17 protein-coding genes are annotated in these 17,392 nt (G+C 60.8%); 14 read left to right on the forward strand and 3 right to left on the reverse strand.

What is annotated here, in order from left to right:
• Window positions 1–49 precede the first annotated feature (49 nt).
• The gene (locus tag AB3X95_RS00535) at window positions 50–1,075 is read left to right on the forward strand and encodes an aldo/keto reductase (RefSeq protein ID WP_368620414.1); all 1,026 of its coding nucleotides are present in this window, start codon (window positions 50–52) and stop codon (window positions 1,073–1,075) included.
• Between the two features lie 84 nt (window positions 1,076–1,159).
• On the opposite strand, the gene AB3X95_RS00540 is transcribed toward AB3X95_RS00535, so the two are convergent.
• Entirely contained in the window at window positions 1,160–1,903 is a 744-nt protein-coding gene (locus tag AB3X95_RS00540) for an SDR family oxidoreductase (RefSeq protein WP_368620415.1), read from the reverse strand.
• A 120-nt stretch (window positions 1,904–2,023) separates the two neighbouring features.
• Between AB3X95_RS00540 and AB3X95_RS00545 the strand changes: the two genes are divergently transcribed.
• Together AB3X95_RS00545 and AB3X95_RS00550 are read left to right on the forward strand one after the other, a co-directional pair.
• Entirely contained in the window at window positions 2,024–2,914 is an 891-nt protein-coding gene (locus tag AB3X95_RS00545; RefSeq protein ID WP_176123418.1) for a LysR family transcriptional regulator, read from the forward strand.
• Window positions 2,915–3,050: 136 nt separating this feature from the next.
• Complete coding sequence (locus AB3X95_RS00550; protein WP_368620416.1) at window positions 3,051–4,583, forward strand: amino acid racemase; 1,533 nt, start codon at window positions 3,051–3,053, stop codon at window positions 4,581–4,583.
• A 139-nt stretch (window positions 4,584–4,722) separates the two neighbouring features.
• Here AB3X95_RS00550 and AB3X95_RS00555 read toward each other — a convergent pair whose 3' ends face one another.
• Entirely contained in the window at window positions 4,723–5,601 is an 879-nt protein-coding gene (locus tag AB3X95_RS00555; RefSeq protein ID WP_368620417.1) for an SDR family oxidoreductase, read from the reverse strand.
• A gap of 113 nt (window positions 5,602–5,714) precedes the next feature.
• Here AB3X95_RS00555 and AB3X95_RS00560 point away from each other — a divergent pair, with 113 nt between their 5' ends.
• The gene (locus tag AB3X95_RS00560) at window positions 5,715–6,596 is read left to right on the forward strand and encodes a LysR family transcriptional regulator (protein ID WP_368620418.1); all 882 of its coding nucleotides are present in this window, start codon (window positions 5,715–5,717) and stop codon (window positions 6,594–6,596) included.
• 224 nt (window positions 6,597–6,820) lie between these two features.
• Here the strand turns inward: AB3X95_RS00560 and AB3X95_RS00565 are convergent, their stop codons facing one another.
• The gene (locus AB3X95_RS00565; RefSeq protein WP_368620419.1) at window positions 6,821–7,858 is read right to left on the reverse strand and encodes an AraC family transcriptional regulator; all 1,038 of its coding nucleotides are present in this window, start codon (window positions 7,856–7,858) and stop codon (window positions 6,821–6,823) included.
• Between the two features lie 346 nt (window positions 7,859–8,204).
• Between AB3X95_RS00565 and AB3X95_RS00570 the strand changes: the two genes are divergently transcribed.
• The 10 genes from AB3X95_RS00570 to antC all read left to right on the forward strand — a co-directional run bounded on the left by AB3X95_RS00570 (window position 8,205) and on the right by antC (window position 17,204).
• Window positions 8,205–8,732, forward strand: coding sequence for a lecithin retinol acyltransferase family protein (locus AB3X95_RS00570; protein ID WP_368620420.1), 528 nt, complete (start codon window positions 8,205–8,207; stop codon window positions 8,730–8,732).
• 22 nt (window positions 8,733–8,754) lie between these two features.
• Window positions 8,755–8,994, forward strand: coding sequence for a hypothetical protein (locus tag AB3X95_RS00575; protein ID WP_368620421.1), 240 nt, complete (start codon window positions 8,755–8,757; stop codon window positions 8,992–8,994).
• A gap of 129 nt (window positions 8,995–9,123) precedes the next feature.
• Window positions 9,124–10,365 (forward strand): dienelactone hydrolase family protein, encoded by a 1,242-nt coding sequence (locus tag AB3X95_RS00580; RefSeq protein WP_368620757.1) that lies wholly within the window; start codon window positions 9,124–9,126, stop codon window positions 10,363–10,365.
• Window positions 10,366–10,394: 29 nt separating this feature from the next.
• Complete coding sequence (locus AB3X95_RS00585) at window positions 10,395–11,183, forward strand: SDR family oxidoreductase (protein ID WP_368620758.1); 789 nt, start codon at window positions 10,395–10,397, stop codon at window positions 11,181–11,183.
• A gap of 82 nt (window positions 11,184–11,265) precedes the next feature.
• Entirely contained in the window at window positions 11,266–12,504 is a 1,239-nt protein-coding gene (locus tag AB3X95_RS00590) for a styrene monooxygenase/indole monooxygenase family protein (RefSeq protein ID WP_368620422.1), read from the forward strand.
• Window positions 12,505–12,531: 27 nt separating this feature from the next.
• The gene (locus AB3X95_RS00595; RefSeq protein ID WP_368620423.1) at window positions 12,532–13,074 is read left to right on the forward strand and encodes a flavin reductase family protein; all 543 of its coding nucleotides are present in this window, start codon (window positions 12,532–12,534) and stop codon (window positions 13,072–13,074) included.
• Between the two features lie 39 nt (window positions 13,075–13,113).
• Window positions 13,114–14,070, forward strand: coding sequence for a transporter (locus tag AB3X95_RS00600; RefSeq protein WP_368620424.1), 957 nt, complete (start codon window positions 13,114–13,116; stop codon window positions 14,068–14,070).
• A gap of 206 nt (window positions 14,071–14,276) precedes the next feature.
• On the forward strand, window positions 14,277–15,665 hold the full coding sequence (gene antA, locus AB3X95_RS00605) for an anthranilate 1,2-dioxygenase large subunit (protein ID WP_368620759.1): 1,389 nt from the start codon (window positions 14,277–14,279) through the stop codon (window positions 15,663–15,665).
• 4 nt (window positions 15,666–15,669) lie between these two features.
• Window positions 15,670–16,158, forward strand: coding sequence for an anthranilate 1,2-dioxygenase small subunit (gene antB, locus AB3X95_RS00610; RefSeq protein WP_368620425.1), 489 nt, complete (start codon window positions 15,670–15,672; stop codon window positions 16,156–16,158).
• A 14-nt stretch (window positions 16,159–16,172) separates the two neighbouring features.
• Entirely contained in the window at window positions 16,173–17,204 is a 1,032-nt protein-coding gene (gene antC / locus AB3X95_RS00615; protein WP_176123407.1) for an anthranilate 1,2-dioxygenase electron transfer component AntC, read from the forward strand.
• Window positions 17,205–17,392 lie beyond the last annotated feature (188 nt).

Genomic DNA, 17,392 nt, shown 5'->3' on the forward strand with positions numbered 1-17,392 from the left:
CGTAGACTGAATCTCCGTTCATCGACGGCAATGCCAAGGAGATTCGGCAATGGAATTCAGACATCTGGGTGCATCGGGGTTCAAGGTGCCGGTGTTGAGTTTCGGCACCGGTACCTTCGGCGGCAAGGGTGAATTTTTCGAGGCCTGGGGCGCGACCGACGTCGCCGAAGCGCGGCGTCTGATCGACATCTGCTTCGACGCGGGCGTCACGATGTTCGACACCGCCGACATCTATTCGAAGGGCGCGTCCGAGTCGGTGCTCGGCGAAGCGCTGAAAGGCAAGCGCGACAAGGCGATCCTGTCGACCAAGGCGACCTTCCGTTTCGACGACGATCCGAACGGCGTCGGCTCGTCACGCTTCCATCTGATCAACGCGGTCGATGCGGCGCTCAAGCGTCTGCAAACCGATTACATCGACCTGTTCCAGTTGCACGGCTTCGACGCGAAAACGCCGATTCCCGAAGTGCTGTCCACGCTCGACGACCTCGTGCGCGCGGGCAAGATCCGCTATGTCGGCGTGTCGAATTTCTCCGGCTGGCATCTGATGAAGTCGCTCGATATCGCCGACCGCTACGGCTATCCGCGCTACGTCGCGAACCAGACCTACTACTCGCTGGTCGGGCGCGACTACGAGTGGGAGCTGATGCCGCTCGGCGTCGACCAGGGCGTGGGTGCGGTGATATGGAGTCCGCTCGGCTGGGGGCGTCTGACCGGCAAGCTCAAGCGCGGCCAGCCGCTGCCCGAGACGAGCCGTCTGCACAAGACCGCCGAATCGGGCCCGCCGGTGCCGGAAGAGTATCTGTTCCGCGTGCTCGATGCGCTCGACGAAGTCGTCGCCGAAACCGGCAAGACCGTGCCGCAGATCGCGCTGAACTGGCTGCTGCAACGGCCGACCGTCGCGACGCTGCTGATCGGCGCGCGCAACGAGGAGCAACTGCGGCAGAACCTCAGCGCGGTCGGCTGGAATCTGACGGCCGACCAGGTCGCGAAGCTCGACGCCGCAAGCGCGGTGCGCCCCCCGTATCCGTACTGGCATCAGGAAGGTTTCGCGGAACGCAATCCGAAGGCGGTTTGAGCGGCGAATCGATCACGTCCCAGGCGCCGCAGCCGGCGCAATGCAGCGGTCCAGCGCGGCAGCACGCTGGACCAGTGCATCCCATCAAGCCAAACCGCCATTGGCCCGCAACGTCTGCCCATTGACCCAGCCCGCATCCGGGCCGACCAGAAACGCGACCACGCCCGCCACGTCTTCCGGCTCGCCGAGGCGTTGCAGCGGCGGCATCTTCGCGAAGGTTTCGATCTGCTCGTCGGTCTTTCCATCGAGGAACAGCGCGGTCGCGATCGGTCCCGGCGCGACCGCATTCACGGTGATGTTGCGCCCGCGCAGCTCCTTCGCGAACACGCGCGTGAACGCTTCGACGGCCGCCTTGGTCGCCGTGTAGATGCCGTAGCCGGGCAGGTTCAGCGCGAGCACGCTGGTCGAGAAATTGACGATGCGTCCGCCGTCGTTCAGGCGCGCGGCCGCTTCGCGCAGCGTGTTGAAGGTGCCGCGCACGTTGATGTCGAAGGTCTGGTCGTACAGCGCGTCGGACGTGTCGGCGAGCGGCGTGGGCTTCATCACACCCGCGTTGTTGACGAGCACGTCGACCTTGCCGAGTTCGCGTTCGGTGATCTCGAACATGCGACGCACGTCGCCGGGCTTCGACACGTCCGCTTGCACCGCGATCGCCTTGCCGCCGGCTTCGCGGATCGCGCCGACGAGCGCGTCGGCTTCGCCCGCGCTCGATGCGTAGTTGACGGCGACCGCGTAGCCGTCCTTTGCGAGCCGCTGTGCGATCGCCGTGCCGATGCCGCGCGAGGCGCCGGTGACGATGGCGACTTTCGGTTGTTGGTTCGTGCTCATGATTCGTTTCCTCACAGAAGGGGTGGTGGATCGGTGAGGTGAATGATGAAGGCTTTCCGCGTCGAGATAATCGGGTTAGACTCGCGATCATCATTCCATTCGCTTTAATAATCCGCCGATATGGACCGTTTCGAGGAAATGCGGGTATTCGTGCGGATCGCCGAGCGCCAGAGCTTTACGCGCGCCGCCGACGATCTGCAAATCCCGCGCGCGACCGTCACCAACCTGATGAAGCGCCTCGAGCAGCGGCTCGGCGCGCGGCTGCTCGAACGCACCACGCGCACGGTGCGGCTCACGCCTGACGGCGACGCGCACTACCAGCGCTGCGTGCGCCTGATCGCCGACATGGAGGAGGCGGAGGGGGCGTTCTCCAATGTCGCGCCGAAGGGACTGTTACGCGTGAACGTGCAGGGCACGCTCGCACGGCACTTCGTGGTGCCGGCGCTGCCCGCGTTTCTCGCGCGCTTTCCCGACATCGAACTGATGATCGGCGAGGACGACCGGCTCGTCGACCTCGTGCGCGAGGGCATCGATTGCGTGCTGCGCGCAGGCGTGCTGCAGGATTCGTCGATGGTCGGGCGGCGCGTCGCGCAGCTTCAGCAGGTGACGGTCGCGAGTCCTTCGTATCTGGCCACGTATGGCGAGCCGGCCGATCCCGGCGCGCTGTCGACGCATCGCGCGGTCAACTACGTGTCGAGCGCGACCGGCAAGCCGCTGCCGCTCGAATTCCGGGTGGACGGGCGGGATACCGCGCTCGTGCTGCCGTCGGCGGTGTCGGTCAGCGGCGCCGAACTGTACGCGGGCGCGGCGATCGCCGGACTCGGCATCGTGCAGGTGCCGCGCTACCGTGTCGCTGACGAACTGGCGGCTGGACGGTTGCGCGTCATTCTGGCGGACTATCCGCCGCCGCCGATGCCGGTGTCGGTGCTGTATCCGCAGAACCGGCAGTTGTCGTCGCGGGTGCGGGTGTTCGCGCAGTGGCTGTGGGAGATTTTCGAGCCGGTGAGTTGAAGAAGCGCAAACGCAAGGTAATGCTTTGACGTGGTTAACACCTGTACATCTGCGTCTCGCATAGTGTCATTCTCAAGCGCGCAGAAAGGCACCCGTGAGCGAGGGTGGACGCACAGAACGACCGGGGGATCTGATCATGAAGCGTTTTCGTTCGCTGGGTGTGGCGACTGGCGCGGCGCAATTCGCCAGCGCCGACATCCTCGGCCGGATCAGCACGGCGTCGCGCCGGCCAGGTGCCGCGCAGACCTTCGATCTGATTCTCGAACCGCGCCCGTGGCCCGGGCCCGCCGCGCCCGATGCGACGGACGCGCGGTTCAAGATCCATATGCTCGACACGATGCGCGCGTTCGAAAAGCGCGGTGTGGACGCGATCGTGCTGCCATGCTTCCTTAGCCACACCTTCATCGACGAACTCACGGCCAACGTCACCGTGCCGGTCGCCAACATCATGACCGCGCTGTCTGAGCACGTGCGGCGCATCTATGCGTCGGCGCGGCGCGACGGCGCCCGGCGCATCGGCGTGCTGACGTCGTCCGCGATTCGCGCGAACGGGCTGTTCGAGCGTTACTTTGAAGCCGGCCAGTTCGACGTGTGCTATCCGCACAACGATACTGGTTTCGACTGCGTGACAAGCGCCGTCTTCGGCGACGAGGGCATCCGCGCTGGCCGCCTGCAAGGGCGGCCGGTCGAGTTGCTGCGCGCGGCGTGCGCCGACCTGGTCGCACAGGGCGTCGACGTGATCGTGCCGGGGCTCGCGGAAATCGGCCTCGTGCTGCGCGCGCTCGGGCCCATCGAGGTGCCGCTCGTCGATTCGAACCAGGTGTACGCGCGCTATGTCGCGGCGGCGCGGTACACACAGCCGCAGCGGGCGTTCCGCCTCGGCGTGGTCGGCGGCGTCGGGCCGGCCGCGACCGTCGATTTCATGGCCAAGGTCGTGCGCAACACGCCGGCCGCGCGCGATCAGGACCATATCCGGATCATGGTCGAGCAGAATCCGCAGATCCCGGACCGCACCGCGGCGCTGTTCGGTCGCGGCGACGACCCGACGCTCGCGCTGTACGCGGCCTGCAAGACGCTCGAAGAGGGCGGCGCGGATCTGATCGCGATTCCGTGCAATACCGCGCATGCGTTCATCGAGCGGCTTCAGCCGGCGCTGCGCGTGCCGATCGTCAATATGCTGACCTGCACTGCCGATTACTTGCGCGAAACCTTTCCGGGTCTGCGCGAAGTGGGCGTGCTGGCCACCTCAGGCACGCTCGCGAGCCGCGTCTACGAACAGGCGCTCGACGCGCGCGGCTTCGTGCAGATCGCACCGTCCGCGGCCGCGCAAGCGCGTCTGATGAACGCGATCTACGGGCCGCGCGGCGCGAAGGCTGGGCATACATCGGGCGAATGCTGCGACGACCTGGCGGCGGCCGTCGACGATCTGGTCATGCGTGGCGTGCAGGTCATCGTGCTCGCGTGCACCGAGTTGCCGTTGCTGTTGCGTGAGCAAGCGCTCGCGTGTGCGGGCGGGCGGGTAGTGCGACTCGTCGATCCGACCGACGTGCTGGCGAGGCGTTGCGTCGAGTATGCGCTTGGCGATAGTGCCGCGCGCGAGACCCTGGCGGGTCGCGCGATGCTGGCGGTGACAGGGTGCGCGTCGCCGAAGGAAAGCGCGGTCGGCTAACGAGGTATTGTCCTTCCAGTGGTCAATTACGGTTCGCGAGAGCAAGTCTCGCCTGCTTTCGGCCATGTGTCGGCCCGTTCCGGGTCGTGTTATGCCTCTTGCATGAAGCAAGATTGATGAAGCACCGTGCGCGCGTGGGTCAATCCTTCGCCCACGCAGCGGCCATGGCAACCGCCAAATCGCGGTAAGACCTGGGCGGGCGTCCCAGTAGGGTCGACAAGCGCCCGATCTGTTCGGTCGAAGCCACGGCACCGTCTTGCTGGTATCGCTGCATCATCAAGCGCATGTCATACGCCAGCCACGCCGGCGCGACTGACTTCAAACGCTGCTCGAGAATATCGAGATCGTCACCGCCATGGCGAACCGGGCGTCCGAGTGCATCCGCCCAGATACGGACAACGGATTGGGCCGTCAGCGCGTCCGGGCCGACCAGTTCGTAGGTTTCTCGCGGTAGCGGGCTGGCAGCGAGCTCGCGCCGCAGCAACTCTTTGGCTGCTGCCTCTCCGATATCGCGTACGTCCACCATGGAAATGCCCTTCTCGCCAATCGGCATCCCATAGATGCCGTGCTTCAGCAACGCATCTTTCTGCCGCACGTCGTTCTGCATGAAGTACGCGGGACGAAGCACAGTCGCCGGCATGTCGCACTGCTCGATCATGCGCTCGACTGCGTGCTTGCCCGTGAAGTGTGGCACGTCGACAAACTCTGCGCCCTTGAATACGGACAGATACACCACGCCATTCACATGCGACTCTCGCGCGATGCTCAAGGCCTGCAGCGCCTGAGTCAGTTCGTCTGCGGCGTTTGGCGCCAGCAGGAACAACGTGCTGATGCCCCTCATGGCTTGCCGTACCGAATCCGCATCGGACAAGTCGCCTTTGATTGCCCTGATGCCGTCAGCAAATTGGGCTTTCTGGGGCGAACGCGTCAGGGCGTGCACCTGAACTCCACGGCCTTGCAGGTGTTCAAGAACTTGCTTACCCACTGTGCCCGTACTTCCAGTAACAAGAATTGTCATGACTGTCTCTGTAATGAAAGGCCCAAAGCGGCCCGGTGAAGACAGGTTATTCGTTCCGAATCTGAGTCGATAGATCTAGAATCGAAACACCTCGTCTCAAAAACGGAACTTTCATGAATTTAATGGCGCTTTCTGATTTCAATGCGGTCGCCACTCACGGCGGCTTCGGCCCAGCTGGCCGCGCGCTGGACCGGCCCAAGGCCACGCTATCGCGGCATGTAGCAGAGTTGGAAGACGAACTCGGAGTGAGGTTGATTGAGCGCGGCTCGAGACGAATGCGCCTGACGGAAGATGGCGTCGCACTCCATGAGCGTACTCGAGGCCTTCTGGCAGAGCTTGAGGAGGCGGGCGACGCGGTGGCCTCGCGTGCGCCCGTCGCGCGTGGACGGCTGCGCATCAGTGCTCCCATCGTTTTCGCGCACGTCGTGCTGTGCAGGATCGCTGCGCGCTTCGCGTTGGCCTACCCGCAGGTCGAGGTCGAGATTGTCGCGGAAGATCGTGTCGTGGATCCGGTGGAAGACGGCTATGACCTCGTGATTCGTGTCGATCCGCCGCGAGACGATCTGCTCGTGGGAAGGCGCATTCTCGATGATGAGCGATGGCTTGTGGCAACGCCGGCCGTATCGGTTCCTGCGATGCGCAAACAGGATGTGAGCCCGTTTCCGGTCCCGGCGGTCGTGTCGGCGGGTGCGCCATCGGGAGCGATCTGGAGCGTACGGACGAAATCCAAAGGTACAAAGACATTCGAGCCGATGCCGGTCCTCCGGCTATCGTCGCTACTGATGGTGCGCGAGGCCGTTCTCGCCGGCGTGGGACCGGCGATGTTGCCGAGACTGCTAGTCGAAGAAGATGTGATGGCCGGACGACTCGTCTGCTGGGGTAAAGAAGAGGGTTCTCCGGTGGAGATATGGGCGCTTTACCATTCTCGTCGGCTGCTGAGTGTCAAGGTCAGAGCATTCCTGGATGCGCTTCAGGATTTACCCGCGCGAGCGTGAGAAATCGTGGCGGTGTGCGACGGTTTCAGGCGTGCGAATCTGGTCCGCGATCAACTCGACAACGGTCATCGCGGCAGCGTTGTCGACGTTCCGCTTCTTACGCATTCCGGTAGGTGTTTGGTGAACGGTAGCGTGTTGGCATTGCAGGCATCTGCGATGGTATTTATGCGATCGCTAACGCTGCGCAAAACGTCCCTTGTTTCGGACATCAGGTGTTGGGCGCGCTAGCCAGATTTACCCCGGTAACGTAGAGAAGCCGACGGCGATTCACCGAAGTGCCGCTTATAGTCCAGTGAGAATCGGCCGAGATGCGCGAATCCCCATCTGGTTGCGACCTCAGTAATTGATGAGGGGTTGGATGCTTCCATGGCGAGCAGATCGGCTCGGACACGTTCGAGACGCAACTGTCGCACATAAGCCATTGGGCTGAGCCCATAGTAATTCCTGAATCCGGCGAACAAGGTGCTGGCGCTGACGCCGGCGTGCTCCGCAAGTCGCTCGATGGTCAAGGGCTCCTGCACGTTTGCGCGAATATACTCCTCGACACGCCGAACGAAAAACGGCGCGAGCGCGCCGACGGAATGACGAAGTCCAGGCCGGGCACTGTTCGGTTGGCCGTATAGCAACGCATTGATCAGAGTGGACTCGAACTGACTGAAGGCCAGCGGATTGCGCAGTGGGTGGTCCGGGAAACTCAACACGTCCGCCAATGACGGCAGCAGTTGCATCACGCAAAGGCCTCCGGGAGATCCCAGTTGCAGTTCCGGATCGAATTCCACCGGTCGCCTGAACGCCTCCCCCAGATGTTGCTCGCAGTGACGCTCTATGGTCCCACGTTCGATTTTCAGGAGAACTTGGGGACACGCGTCGCTCCAGTGCATCCGTAAGGGCAGCGACGGAGACAGGAGGGACGCTACGAGCGCGGACGAAACGAACCGCTTGTTGCCGCATTCGATTTCAGCATTGCCATGAACCGGAATCTGCAGCAGGAAAAAGCTCTCCAGGTGTCCAGGATCTATGGTCACCTCGCTCCCATAATCGAGCAGATTCAGCGAGAGATCGCCATACCGCGCGTGGTGCATGCGTCCAAACAGGCGATGGGAGCCGCCCGCCAACTCGAGTCCGTGCGGCTTGAAGATGCGTCCGACGCTCGCGCGGACTTCCTCCAGGTCGTTTGACTGAAGCAGAAGGTTGTCGCGATTGAAACAGGGCGCGGTTGCCAGCCGCTGCCCATCGACACCGAAGGCCGACCAGTGCTCCATCAGTTACTCCACTAAAAGCCCGCACGTGCTTGTGCGATGCAATACGCTCGCGTCTTCGCGGAATCGTCGTGCTATTCGGATAGTACTGCGAGGATTCGGATATCGCTGTCGCATTACCTGCTACATCACTCTTCGCGCCCGCAATAAACGGGCCATTTCCTTTTGATCGTAGTGAAATCCGCGTCCCTCCACATCGGCAAATACCCGGGACGTGGGTCCATAAATGTCTGGGCCGGATGAAGTCAATTTCTGGACTCTCCGGACATCGATTGGATTCAGCGGATAGATCGGCGGGTGCCGGCGCCCCATGCTTTGATCATGGCCCCAGCGCCTACGGAGGTGTGCCATGGCATCCGAGCAATTCAATGCGAGAGTCGACAGGACCGTCGTGCGGGTCGGATCTGAACGCGTGCGATCAAGATCTCTGCCGATCGGCATTGAACCGGATGAGGGCAGCCACATTGTTGCGCGCCGTTCCGCATATGACCATCACGGCATCTATGTGGGAAATGGAAGGGTGGTGCACTACGCCGGTCTCTGCAGATCTCTGCACCGAGGTCCGGTGGAGGAAACCACGATCGAGTGCTTTGCCTCAGGTCACGAAATCGCGGTCGTGCAGAACTCTATGGCGAGATACGCCGGCGCCGATGCAGTTCGCCGCGCCCGCTCGCGACTGGGCGAAAACCGCTACCGGCTGCTGAGCAACAACTGCGAGCATTTTTGCAACTGGTGTCTCTATGGGGAAAGCCGAAGTGAACAGGTGGAAGCATGTTTCGCCCATCCCCTGCGGGCGCTGCGCGCCTTAGCGATCCTTTTCCTCCAGACCTTCGGACCGAGACTGCACAGCGTGGACTGCACGGCGCGCGCAGTGTGATCGATATCCCGCGGAGAACGACATGCACACCCCGGAAAAATCCCTGCGTGGCCAGGTTGATAAATGGCTTGCGCCGACGAACGGAATGCGCATGCGTGTGATTCAGTTCAGTCGGCTCTCGCTGCATCGCAGACGCTATGTACGCGTTGAGGCGTCGGGGCCGATGGGGACGCTAGCACTTTTCTTCTTCAGGCATGACGACAGATCGTGGCGGGTCTATCCGCCTGAGACGCAAAGGCCTGCGATGGCCCCCTGGCTGTGACTTGCACACGGACCAGCGGCATCAACCACAAATTCTGCATTTCGTGGATACCCGTCGCAGGCAACGGATAGTGCACCCAGTATTGGCCGCCAATACTTGATTCACAAACCACCCTATGTCGAGGCTCAAATGAAAGGTCGATACATCGAAATTCCATGCGCGGGCGGCGCCACTTTTCGCGGCTACCTCGCAACGCCGGCGAACGGGAAAGGTCCCGGCATCGTGCTTTGCCACGAGATCTTCGGCGTCAACGGGACGATGCGCGAAGTGGCGGACTACTACGCCGAAGAAGGATATACCGTCCTTGCTCCCGACCTGTTCTGGCGCACCGAGCCGGGCATTGAACTGGGTTATTCGGCCGAAGACGCCGAACGTGCTTTCGCACTGTATCGCGCCTTCGACCACGACAAGGGCGTCGAAGACATCGATGCTGCTATAAGTGCGCTCGGTTCGATTCCTGAATGCGTCGGTCAAATCGGTGTGCTTGGTTTTTGTCTGGGTGGCAAGCTTGCTTATCTCGCTGCGTGCCGCCTGCCGCGCGTCGCTTGTGCCGTCAGCTACTACGGTGTCGGTATCGAAACGGCTCTTGGGGAAGCCGAGAACCTGCATGGACGCCTGGTGCTTCAGATCGCCGAACAGGACCGCTTCTGCCCTGCCGAAGCCCAGCAGCAGATTAAGGCGGCTTTGTCCACGCGGGAGTGCGTCGAGATTTACACCTATCCCGGCGTCGATCATGCGTTTGCCCGGGCACGCGGCGAGCACTGGGACAAGGCTGCTGCGACTATGGCGCATCAACGCTCGGTTGCGGCGTTCAGGCGGGAGATCGGTCCGACCTTCGATCTGTCTTCGCTCTGGGAGGCGCATCTCTCTCATGAATTCACCACGCGCGACGTGGACGCGACCATGCGCACGATGGTTCCAGAGCCCTACGTCAATCACATTCCCACGATGACGGGCGGTGTCGGGTACAGCGAACTCAAGCGCTTTTATCGCCATCACTTCGTCCATAACAATCCGCCCGATACGACGATCACCCCAGTGTCGCGCACGGTTGGCGCAACGCAGATCGTCGATGAACTGCTGTTCTGCTTTACCCACACGACGGAAATCGACTGGATGCTGCCAGGCGTTGCACCGACCGGAAAGCGTGTCGAGATTCCCCTCGTTGCGATTGTGAAATTTCGTGGGGACAAGCTCTATCACGAACACATTTACTGGGACCAGGCGAGCGTGCTGGTGCAGATCGGTCTGCTCGAGCCGGAAGGCTTGCCGGTCGCGGGGGCCGAGACTGCTCACAAACTGCTCGACGAAACCCTCCCATCGAACACGCTGATGAACCGCTGGCTGCGCGACGACAGCGCAGAACGGTGAACCACGCCGACGAATCCACGGAGAACACCATGACATCACTGACAGGCAAGGTGGCGATCGTCACCGGCGGCGCTACGCTCATTGGCGCGGCCGTCGCGAAGGATCTGGCCGACGCCGGCGCGAGGGTTGCTGTTCTGGACATCGATGAGGAAAACGGTCAGCGCGCATCACGCGCGCTTGGCGAAAGCGCCATTTTCGTCCGGACCGATATCACCGACGACAAGGCCATCGATCACGCGATTGCCAGAACGGTCGACAGTTTCGGTGCGGTCGACATTCTTGTAAACCTCGCATGCAGTTACGTGGATAACGGCTTTACTGCGAGCCGCAACGACTGGCTCGGCGCCATGGACGTCAACGTGATTTCCGCCGTGATGCTTGCGAAAGCGGCCTATCCGCACATGAAGCGACAGGGCGGCGGCGTGATCGTGAATTTCAGTTCGATTTCGGCCCAGTGCGCACAAACGGGGCGGTGGCTTTATCCGACATCGAAGGCCGCGCTCAGGCATTTGACGCGCAGCATGGCGATGGATCTCGCCGTCGACAATATCCGGGTGAATTCCGTGTCTCCGGGCTGGACGTGGTCTCGCGTGATGCATGAACTCACACACGGCAATCGCGCGAAAGCCGATAGCGTCGCTGCGTCGTTTCATCTTCTGGGGCGGCTCGGCAATCCAGAAGAGGTCGCCCGGGTCGTCACGTTCCTGTGCAGCGATGCGGCCAGCTTCGTGACGGGTGCGGACTACGCGGTGGACGGCGGCTACTCGACGATGGGACCGGAGCAGAACCTACCCGCGATCCCCAGGCTGGCGGAATGACACCTTGCGTGGGTTTGCGAGCGGATACGCAGCGAAGCCATGCGCTTTATCCAGACAACAACCTATTCAGGAGACATCGTCCATGAGAAACATTGCAATCGTTGGAGCGGGACAGGCTGGCCTGCAACTGGCTTTGGCCTTGCTCGATCAGGGTTATCGGATCACGCTCGCCACCAATCGCAGCGCAGAGCAGATTCGCACCGGCAAGGTCATGTCCAGCCAGTGCATGTTCAATGAATCCCTGCAAACCGAGCGCGATCTCGGTCTTAACGGGTGGGAAGAAGCGTGTCCTTCCATTGAGGGAATCAGTGTCGCTGTCCCGCATCCGGAAGTGGCCGGCGAAAGAATCATCGACTGGTCGGCGCGTCTGCATCGCTATGCTCAGGCCGTCGATCAACGGATCAAGATGGCGGCATGGCTCGAACAAGTCGAGCGGCGAGGAGCCGATGTGCGCATTGTCGATGTCGGGGTTCCGGAGCTAGAACAGTTGAGCGCGAGCCACGATCTTGTGCTGCTTGCGGCAGGCAAGGGCGAAGTTGTCAATCTACTCGGACGCGACCCGGTGGGTAGCGCATTCAGTCAGCCGCAGCGCGTCCTGGCCCTGACCTATGTGACGGGCATGACGGCGTCGACACCCTATTCACGGGTGCGCTTCAACCTGTTGCCTGGAATAGGGGAGTACTTTGTGTTCCCGGCCCTGACGGTGACGGGGCCCTGCGAAATCATGGTCTTCGAAGGCATTCCCGGCGGACCGCTGGATTGCTGGGGCGACGTAAAAACACCCGCGCAGCATCTGGAAAGAAGTCTCGACATTGTCCGCCGATACGTTCCCTGGGAAGCAGATCGTTGCGCGAATGTGCAGTTGACGGATCCCAACGGTGTTCTCTCTGGTCGTTTTGCACCTGCCGTGCGCAAGCCGTTCTTCCGGCTGCCATCGGGGCGGACCATCTTTGGTATGGCCGATGCGGTGGTGGTCAATGACCCTATCACCGGGCAAGGTTCGAACAGCGCAGCGAAATGCAGCAAGGTGTACCTGAACGCAATCCTCGCAAGAGAATCGGCTCCCTTCTCCGAGGACTGGATGCAGCAGACGTTCGACCGTTACTGGGACTACGCGCAACACGTGGTCAGGTGGACCAATTCGATGCTGACGCCGCCGCCGCCCCACATCCTCGAACTGCTTCGCGCTGCTGGCGATTCGCAGGCGCTTGCGGCCGCGATCGTCAATGGTTTCGACGATCCGCGAACGTTTTCGCCGTGGTGGTTCGATCCGGCTGCATGCAATGCTTTCATCCGCGAAAAGACCAGGGCTGCCGCCTGAGCACGAACGTCCCGCAGGAGAACATACATGACCACTCACCTCAATCTCGATGCGCTCGCGCCGGGCGGGCGCCGGTTCGATTCGAAGCATTTCCGCTCCGCACTCGGCCAGTTTCCGACAGGCGTCACGGTAATCACGACACGCACGACAGATGGCCGAAGAATAGGGCTGACGGCGAATTCATTTTCTTCGCTGTCGATGGACCCTCCGTTGATTTTGTGGAGCCTCGCGAAGCCGTCACCGAGCATGGCAGATTTTGTTGCGACTACGCATTTCGCCATCAACATGCTGGCCGACGATCAGCAGCATCTGTCGCGCACTTTTTCAACGGCATCTGCCGACAAGTTCGCAGGCGTGCCTTGCGTCGATGGCACCGGGGGCGTTCCGCTTATCGACGGTAGTGCTGCCCACTTCGTGTGTCGAAACGTCGGTCAATACGACGGTGGCGATCACCTCATCTTCATTGGCGGTGTCGAGGAGTACGAGTCGTTCGGCAGAGCACCTCTTGTTTTTCATGCAGGCGCTTATCGGGTTGTTTCGCCGCATCCGCATCCGCATCCGCACATTTGACGCTTCACGACCGTGAAAATCTGATAGATGGTGCTGCCAATGAGAATCAACAGTGTTCGACTCTTGCCATGGCTCGTGTCAGTGGCGGTATCGTGTCTCACTTTGCCGGCATCCGCCAACGATCTGCCGGCTGTCAATCTGGGCGCGACAAGTTTTCTGGACGGCTTGCCGCCTGCGGGATCGGGTTGGTATGCGCAGCAGTACTTCGAGTACTACACAGCGGGACGGATCAACGACAACGCGGGAAACCGCGTGCCGCTGCCGAAGCAGGCTATCGATATCTTTGCGGGCATCACGCAGCTCACATACCAGTCGCCTCTAACATTTGCGACAGCGCATCCGGGTCTCAATCTGATGCTGCCGTGGATCGCATCGGCGCATGTGGATGATGGCCTGGGCAATGCGGCGCTGAGCGCACAGAACGGTATCGGTGATCTGCTGATTGGACCGTTCATCCAGTTCGATCCCGTGATGGGCGCCAACGGTCCACGTTTCGCGCAGCGCGTTGAGTTCCAGTTCATCGTGCCGACGGGGGCATACGATCCGCGCAAGGCGATCAATCCAGGCAGCCACTTCTGGTCGTTCAACCCGTATTGGGCGGCGACCGTCTGGCTGACACCGAAGTGGACCGTTTCATGGCGTCTGCATTACCTGTGGAACGCGACGAACCACGAACCAGCGACGGCGCTCGCACCCGATGTCACGTCATCTCAGGCGGGCCAGGCCGTTCATGTAAACGTCGCCACCGAGTACGAAGTTCGCCCAGGTCTTCGGATTGGACTGAACGGATACTGGCTACGGCAGATCACCGACATGAAGGCGAATGGCGTGGACGTGCCGGGTACTCGCGAAGCAGTCTGGGCGATCGGGCCAGGAGCGATGTACAGCTTTTCGCAGCAGGACCACGTGCTCTTTAACAGTTACTTCGAGCGGGTCGCCAGAAACCGCCCCCAGGGGACGAGGGTGGTCCTACGGTATGTGCATCATTTCAATTAGCGATGTATCACAAAGCATCCTGCATTTTCTTTGGTTACGAAAAGTACGGTGATGGTTGCTGGTTCGGATTGCATTGGCGAGCGCCTGAATTAAGAAGGATGCCGTTACCCAGCACTATGTGAGCGACGCAGTGTTACAAACGCCGACGCAAAGCATGCGGTGCGCGCCTTGCACCGTCAGCCGGCGGCAGACATGAGAGGACGATGATGGATACAGCAAGAAACGTGGCTGAATGGAAGGAGTTTGTGAGCGGCTGTCTGGACTTTCGTCCGGCAGAGGGCGTGTACCGGATCGCCCGCGAAATGTTCACGGAGCCTGAGCTGTTCGCGCTGGAGATGGAACTGATATTCGAAAAGGCATGGATTTACGCGTGTCACGAGAGCGAGATTCCGCAGCCGCATGATTTCGTCACGATGCAGGCAGGCCGCCAGCCGCTGATCGTGAGCCGGGACGGCAGTGGTGCGCTCCATGCGATGGTCAATGCCTGCCAGCACCGCGGCGCCACGCTCACGCGCATGAGCAAGGGCAACCAGTCGACCTTCACATGCCCATTCCATGCATGGTGCTACAAGAGTGACGGGCGGCTCGTCAAGGTGAAAGCGCCGTCGGAATATTGCGAAGATTTTGACAAAGGCGCGCGCGGCCTGAAGAAGGCACGCATTGCAAGCTATAAGGGCTTCGTGTTCGTTAGCCTCGATCTGGCAGCCACAGATTCGCTCGAAGACTACCTTGGCGATACGCGCGTCTTTCTCGACATGATGGTGGCGCAGTCGCCCACCGGTGAACTTGAGGTGCTTCCAGGCAGGTCGACCTATACATACGACGGTAACTGGAAATTGCAAAACGAGAATGGCCTCGACGGCTATCACGTGAGTACAGTCCACTACAACTATGTGGCGACAGTCAAGCATCGACACGAATCGAATGTGCAAAAGGGTGCGGCGGCCAACGGCACGCTCGACTACAGCAAGCTCGGTGCTGGCGACGCGGATACCGATGACGGCTGGTTCTCGTTCCGCAACGGGCACTCAGTGCTATTCAGTGACATGCCGAATCCGCAAGTGCGACCCGGCTATGCGAGTGTGATGCCGCGCCTCGTTCAGGAGTACGGCCAGCAGCGCGCTGAATGGATAATGCATCGGCTTCGCAACCTGAACGTGTATCCGAGTCTATTCTTCATGGACCAGATCAGCTCGCAGTTGCGCATCGTGCGTCCGATCGCGTGGAACAAGACCGAGGTGATCAGCCAGTGCATCGGCGTGAAGGGCGAATCGGACAGCGACCGTGAGAGCCGCATCCGACAGTTCGAGGATTTTTTCAACGTGTCCGGCATGGGCACACCGGACGATCTCGTGGAGTTCCGTGAAGCTCAGCGGGGCTTTCAGGCGCGCCTTGAGCCTTGGAGCGACATTTCGCGGGGCCATCACAAATGGATCGAACAGGCAACACCTAACAGCACGTTGTTGGGCATCTCACCCGCATTAACAGGTTCCGAGTTCACGCATGAAGGTTTGTATGTCAACCAGCACGGCGCATGGCAGGCGCTATTGCTGAAAGGGTTGCGGCAGAAGTCATTGAGCGTTAAGGAGATCTGAGATCATGAACCCGTTGCAGCATTCGATCGAACAATTCTTTTATCGCAAGTCCGAACTTTGCGATGCGCGGGACTGGGAGGCTTACCTCGCCCTTTTTGACGAGCAATGCGAATTCCATGTGCCGCAGTGGGACTCTGAATTCGAGTACACGACAGATCCCCGGCGCGGTCTATCACTGATCTATTATTCGAACCGCTCCGGTCTGGAAGATCGTGTTTTTCGACTGCGCACCGGCAAATCTGCCGCGTCGACACCGTTGCCGCGTACCCTCCATCAAATCACCAATGTACGTGTTACTGGCGGGGCGGACGGGTTGACAGAAGCAAAGGTCAACTGGGCGACGTTTTACACGCGCCATGGCGTGTCGGAGCACTTTTTCGGCCATGGGACTTACCGGCTGCGTGCCGACGGCGATAGCTGGAAGATCGTGCGCAAACACACCCTATTGCTCAATGACCGCATCAACGCGGTCCTCGACTTTTACCATCTTTAATCGAGGGCATTGAGATGAATCACAAGGTGGCCTTCAGTTTTGCCGATGGTAAGACATTGTTCTTCGATGCCGGCGCAAACGAGATCTTGCTGGACGCGGCATTGCGCAATGGCGTGAAGATTCCATTCGACTGCCGCGAAGGCGTCTGTAGCACTTGCAAGGGGCGCTGTGAATCGGGCGAATATGAGCAGGACTACGTGGACGATGAAGCGCTCTCTGCCGAGGATCTTGCGCAACGCAAAATGCTGTCGTGCCAGACCAGAGTCAGATCGGATGCGTCGTTCTTCTTTGACTTTGACTCGACGTTATGCCGTAGCGAGGATACAGGTCGCATGACGGCGACCGTCACCCGTATGGAGAAAGTATCCGGCTCTACGGCAATTCTGCATCTCGACGCGAGTGGCGTGCGCAGACGTCTGGACTTTCTGCCCGGTCAGTATGCTCGCCTCCTCGTTCCGGAGACGGACGCATGGCGTTCCTATTCGTTCGCGAATCAGCCAAGTTATGACAATCAGTTGCAGTTTCTGATCCGACTGCTGCCTGACGGCATCATGAGCAATTACCTGCGCGAACGCTGTACGCCCGGTCAGTCAATCGACTTCGAAGCGCCATTTGGGACTTTCTACCTGCGACACGTCGAGCGACCGCTTGTGATGGTCGCGGGCGGAACGGGCCTCTCGGCGTTTCTCGGCATGCTGGATGAGATGGCTTCGCGTGGCGGTTGCGGTCAACCCGTCACGCTGTATTACGGGGTGAACGACGTCGGCGATCTGTGCGAGTATGAACGGTTGAAAGGGTATGTTGATCGTATCGAGGGATTCTCGTACGTGCCCGTGGTCGTGAATTCCTCGCCCGATTGGAGCGGGAAGACGGGATACATTCCGGATCATTTCGACGTGAAGGCACTAGCCGCGCGACCTTTCGACATGTACGTATGCGGTCCGCCCCCGATGGTTGAAGCGATCAGGAAGTGGTTGGCGACTTCAGGCCTTCAAGATTTTCAGCTGCATTTCGAAAAGTTTGCAAGCACCGGGGGCCTTGAGTGACGTACGGAATGCCCCCTCCGATCTGATACCTGCCTTTGGAACAGCGTCGGGTCGACCGCCCAGGGTCGGTTTGCGTCGATCCCGCATCCGAGCCGTGCGTTCGGCCAACGCCTCACCGGGTTGGCTGTCGCGGACCAGCATCTTCCCAGTGTGCCTTGACGAGATACTTGCCCCCCGCCGCAGATCCG

The sequence above is a fragment of the Paraburkholderia sp. BR13444 genome, assembly GCF_040948755.1.
GTDB classification, from domain to species: Bacteria; Pseudomonadota; Gammaproteobacteria; order Burkholderiales; family Burkholderiaceae; genus Paraburkholderia; species Paraburkholderia youngii.

Excerpts from the sequence above, each read along its gene's own strand:
- AB3X95_RS00535 (WP_368620414.1), top strand. The coding sequence starts at position 50 with ATGGAATTCAGACATCTGGGTGCATCGGGGTTCAAGGTGCCGGTGTTG.
- AB3X95_RS00540 (WP_368620415.1), bottom strand. The coding sequence starts at position 1,903 with ATGAGCACGAACCAACAACCGAAAGTCGCCATCGTCACCGGCGCCTCG.
- AB3X95_RS00545 (WP_176123418.1), top strand. The coding sequence starts at position 2,024 with ATGGACCGTTTCGAGGAAATGCGGGTATTCGTGCGGATCGCCGAGCGC.
- AB3X95_RS00550 (WP_368620416.1), top strand. The coding sequence starts at position 3,051 with ATGAAGCGTTTTCGTTCGCTGGGTGTGGCGACTGGCGCGGCGCAATTC.
- AB3X95_RS00555 (WP_368620417.1), bottom strand. The coding sequence starts at position 5,601 with ATGACAATTCTTGTTACTGGAAGTACGGGCACAGTGGGTAAGCAAGTT.
- AB3X95_RS00560 (WP_368620418.1), top strand. The coding sequence starts at position 5,715 with ATGAATTTAATGGCGCTTTCTGATTTCAATGCGGTCGCCACTCACGGC.
- AB3X95_RS00565 (WP_368620419.1), bottom strand. The coding sequence starts at position 7,858 with ATGGAGCACTGGTCGGCCTTCGGTGTCGATGGGCAGCGGCTGGCAACC.
- AB3X95_RS00570 (WP_368620420.1), top strand. The coding sequence starts at position 8,205 with ATGGCATCCGAGCAATTCAATGCGAGAGTCGACAGGACCGTCGTGCGG.
- AB3X95_RS00575 (WP_368620421.1), top strand. The coding sequence starts at position 8,755 with ATGCACACCCCGGAAAAATCCCTGCGTGGCCAGGTTGATAAATGGCTT.
- AB3X95_RS00580 (WP_368620757.1), top strand. The coding sequence starts at position 9,124 with ATGAAAGGTCGATACATCGAAATTCCATGCGCGGGCGGCGCCACTTTT.
- AB3X95_RS00585 (WP_368620758.1), top strand. The coding sequence starts at position 10,395 with ATGACATCACTGACAGGCAAGGTGGCGATCGTCACCGGCGGCGCTACG.
- AB3X95_RS00590 (WP_368620422.1), top strand. The coding sequence starts at position 11,266 with ATGAGAAACATTGCAATCGTTGGAGCGGGACAGGCTGGCCTGCAACTG.
- AB3X95_RS00595 (WP_368620423.1), top strand. The coding sequence starts at position 12,532 with ATGACCACTCACCTCAATCTCGATGCGCTCGCGCCGGGCGGGCGCCGG.
- AB3X95_RS00600 (WP_368620424.1), top strand. The coding sequence starts at position 13,114 with ATGAGAATCAACAGTGTTCGACTCTTGCCATGGCTCGTGTCAGTGGCG.
- antA (WP_368620759.1), top strand. The coding sequence starts at position 14,277 with ATGGATACAGCAAGAAACGTGGCTGAATGGAAGGAGTTTGTGAGCGGC.
- antB (WP_368620425.1), top strand. The coding sequence starts at position 15,670 with ATGAACCCGTTGCAGCATTCGATCGAACAATTCTTTTATCGCAAGTCC.
- antC (WP_176123407.1), top strand. The coding sequence starts at position 16,173 with ATGAATCACAAGGTGGCCTTCAGTTTTGCCGATGGTAAGACATTGTTC.